The sequence below is a fragment of the Pseudomonas huaxiensis genome (assembly GCF_003231275.1).
Lineage (GTDB): Bacteria > Pseudomonadota > Gammaproteobacteria > Pseudomonadales > Pseudomonadaceae > Aquipseudomonas > Aquipseudomonas huaxiensis.
Genome location: NZ_QKVL01000116.1, coordinates 1 through 2078, shown reverse-complemented (window position 1 = coordinate 2078; position 2078 = coordinate 1). Strand labels below are relative to the sequence as shown.

Genomic DNA, 2078 nt, shown 5'->3' with positions numbered 1-2078 from the left:
GCCGCTGACACCCAACGGCAAGCTCGACCGCAAGGCCCTGCCACAGCCGGACAGCACTCAAGCGCAGACCGCGCATGTTGCGCCGGTCACCGAACTGGAACAGCAACTGGCGGCCATCTGGGCCGATGTGCTGAAAGTAGAGAAGGTTGGCATGCGCGACGACTTCTTCGACCTTGGCGGGCATTCGTTGCTGGCGGTGCAGGTGCTGGCGCGTATCCGCGATCAATTGCAGTGCGAAATCGCCCTGCGCGAGCTGTTCGAGAAGAGCACCCTGGCCGATCTTTGTGAGGTGGTTGCACAGAAACAGGGCCAGGCGGGCAGCGCGCAGGACGAACTGACTAAATCCCTGGAGGCACTCAAACGTCTTAGTGCAGAGGAAATCGATAATTTGATCGCTTAGCAGGAGACCCAACGTGCAAGAGCTGCTCGACTCTGTGAAATCGCTGTCTGCCCGGGAACGCAAAGCGTTGGCGGTGCTGCTCAAGCGGCAAGGGGTGAATTTGTATGGTGTCACCCCGATTTTCAAACGGGAGGTCGAAGCCAGCTCGGCACTTTCCTACGCCCAACAGCGGCAGTGGTTTCTCTGGCAACTGGAGCCGCACAGCGCCGCCTACAACATTCCGGTGGCGCTGCGGCTCAAGGGTGCGCTGGATATCCAGGCGCTGGAGGGCGCTTTCGGCGCCCTGATTGCCCGCCATGAAACCCTGCGCACCTGCTTCCGGCAGGAAGGCGACACTGCAGTGCAGATCGTGCACCCAGTGTCGCCTTTCCTGCTGGCGGTAGAACCGCTGGCCGCCGCCGACCTGGAGGCGCGGGTCGCCGAGGAGTTGCGCCGACCGTTCGATCTCGAACAAGGTCCCTTGCTGCGGGTCAGGCTGCTGCGCCTGGGTGAGGAGGAGCATGTCCTGACCCTGGTGCAGCACCATATCGTCTCCGATGGCTGGTCGATGCCGATCATGGTCGATGAGCTGGTGCGCCTGTATGCCGGTCACAGCCGGGGCGATGCCGTGCACCTGCCTGGCCTGCCGATCCAGTACGCCGACTACGCGATCTGGCAACGCAACTGGATGGAGGCCGGCGAGCAGGAGCGCCAGTTGGGCTACTGGACCGCGCAACTGGGCGGCGAGCAGCCGGTGCTGGAACTGCCGACAGACCGGCCGCGCCCGCTGGTGCAGAGCCATGCCGGTGCGCGATTCGATATCGAACTGGCGCCTGAACTGGCGCTAGCACTCAAGGAGGCGGCTCGGCAGCACGGGGTGACGCTGTTCATGCTGTTGCTGGCGTCATTCCAGACCTTGTTGCACCGCTACAGCGGACAGGCGGACGTGCGCGTGGGCGTGCCCACTGCCAACCGCAACCGTGCCGAAACCGAAGGGCTGCTCGGCCTCTTCGTCAACACTCAGGTGCTCAAAGCCGAGTTCACCCTCGACACCACCTTCAACCAATTGCTGCAACAGGTGAAGCACACCGCCGTACAGGCCCAGGCCCATCAAGACCTGCCGTTCGAACAGCTTGTGCAAGTGCTGCACCCGGAGCGTGACCTGAGCCGCAGCCCGTTGTTCCAGGTGATGTTCAACCACCAGACCCGCAACCCCGGCCAGGGTCGCAGTTTGCCGGGATTGAGCGTCGAGAAGCTGGCGTCGTCGTCGCAGACCGCGCAGTTCGACCTGACCCTGGAGACGCTGGAGCACGAAAACGGTGTCGGCGCGGCGATCACTTATGCCACCGCGCTGTTCGATGCCTCGACAATCGAGCGCTTCGCCCGCCACTGGCGCAACCTGCTGCAAGGCATCTGCGCTGATGTCGGGCAGCGCGTGGCGGCCTTGCCGTTGCTGGATGGCATGGAGCGCCAGCAGATCCTCGTCGAATGGAACCGCAGTGAGGCCGATTACCCGCGTGAGCAGTGCCTGCCGGCGCTGTTCGAGGCTCAGGTGCTGGCGACGCCGGATGCTACTGCGTTGGTGCTCGGTGACGCGTCGCTGAGTTATGCACAACTGAACTCCCGCGCCAATCAACTGGCCCACAAACTGCGCGAACTGGGCGTGGGCCCGGACGTGCTGGTGGGCGTGGCGCTGGAG

2 protein-coding genes are annotated in these 2078 nt (G+C 63.8%); both read left to right on the top strand.

What is annotated here, in order from left to right; translation table 11 throughout:
- Positions 1–400, top strand: a 400-nt coding sequence (locus tag DM374_RS32430) for a phosphopantetheine-binding protein (RefSeq protein ID WP_110973525.1), incomplete at its 5' end; no start/stop codon positions are given.
- 13 nt (positions 401–413) lie between these two features.
- Positions 414–2078, top strand: a 1665-nt coding sequence (locus tag DM374_RS32425) for a condensation domain-containing protein (RefSeq protein ID WP_157969811.1), incomplete at its 3' end; no start/stop codon positions are given.